The organism is Candidatus Melainabacteria bacterium RIFOXYA2_FULL_32_9 (assembly GCA_001784615.1).
Taxonomy (GTDB): domain Bacteria; phylum Cyanobacteriota; class Vampirovibrionia; order Gastranaerophilales; family UBA9579; genus UBA9579.
Map to the genome: position 1 here is coordinate 1,157 of MFRQ01000171.1, position 1,679 is coordinate 2,835.

At 30.0% G+C, this 1,679-nt stretch carries 2 pseudogenes (both running past the window's edge); one reads left to right on the forward strand and one right to left on the reverse strand.

Annotated elements, in window-relative coordinates:
• A pseudogene (locus A2255_02235) lies at positions 1-347 on the reverse strand (hypothetical protein); it reaches 656 nt to the left of the window's first position.
• A gap of 266 nt (positions 348-613) precedes the next feature.
• Between A2255_02235 and A2255_02240 the strand changes: the two are divergent.
• A pseudogene (locus A2255_02240) lies at positions 614-1,679 on the forward strand (hypothetical protein); it runs 80 nt beyond the window's last position.

Consider the following 1,679-nt stretch of genomic DNA (forward strand, 5'->3'; position numbering starts at 1 on the left):
GCTTCTGCTCCGGTATTCATAGGTAAAACCATTTCAACACCGGTAATTTGAATTAATTCTTTATAAAATAAAGGTAACTGACTATTGCGAAAAGCCCTTGAGGTTAAAGTTACCTGAGCAGCCTGTTCTTTTAGTGTTTCAAGGATTTTAGGGTGGCAATGTCCATGATTAACTGCCGAATATGCACTTAAACAATCAAGATACTTTCTCCCCTCAATATCATAAACCCATACCCCTTCAGCTCTATCAATAACTATATCTAAAGGATTATAGTTTCTAGCCCCTAAATTATCCTCAATATCTATATAATCCTGTGTTTTTCCAGGTTTAATATAATCTAAAGTCATTATTATACTCCTCAATTAAATTATATATAGATAGTTATTAATATACTCTATTATCCTAAACTCAAGAGATAAATTAAACGATTGAGCATCTTTTTAAATATTAAGAAATTTGTAAGTAAATTTAATTCTTGCTATATAAGCATTTTCACTAAATATAACTCATAAAAATTATTTTTTTCTATCAAATACCTTCATGTTTAGCCTTATAAAATTTATACCCTAATAAAAATTAAGACTACTAAACATAAATAAGGGGGAAATTATCAATGATTACCAATATTAGAAGCTATAATACAACTTCAAATCCTGCTCCACAAATTAATAGCTCAAAACCAACTCAAAATATTAACCGTAAATCTTATGATGAATGTAAATTTACAAATACTAGCACCGCAGATTCTTTATTTGAAAATCTTATAAACTTCACAGGATCAACAATAAAAAAGTTTAGTGCTCCTCTAGTAGCAATAATAAGCAATTTCGACCAAAAAGTCATTGATATTGATGGAGACAATATACCAGATTTGTCTCATGGTGATACAATCAGCAGAATAGTAAAATCCTTCTATCCAGACATAAAAATACAAGAGCTTAAAATAAAAAATAATAAGGATGGTTCTTTTAATATGACTGAACCTATTTTAAGACTTAAAGAATTAGCCAATGCCATTGATAATGAAGAAAAAATAGACGCAGTAAATATATCATTAGGACAGGAAATAGAGATAAATACATTAAGAGAATGTACTGGACTTCCATTAGATAGAGAAAATTTAAAAGATTATAAAACTCAAATACGTAACTGGTTAAAAAATCCCAGTATACCTTTCGCACCTAAGGCAATTCTTGATTTACAGCACCCCGGTAAGTCTGATCGATTAATTCAGGAATTTAAAGTATTTAATCAAGCAATTGAGGCAATAGAGCAAATTACAAACAAAGGAATTCCCGTTTATATTAGCGCAGGAAATGAAGGTTCAGAATATTTCAATATTTTAGCTTTGGCAGAAAGATCTATTCCTATCGGTGCACAAGATTCAAAAGGTATAAAAGAATCTTTTTCAGCAGACAATTCTCTAATAAATCGCTTTGAACAGGGAATATACAATATATCACCTATTACTGATAAAAATAATTTAACGACTAATTATGATTTAACAGGTGATAATAAACCAGAAGTCTTCAGCAACGAGGTTTCTGGAGGAGAATCCAAGGTTAAGCCGTACATAGGGAAACAACTTAATAGCGTTTTGGCACAGGAAGACGATTATTCAATATTGATAGAACTGTTAAACAAAGCAGAATTCATAAGAAAAATAAAAAACAGATCGC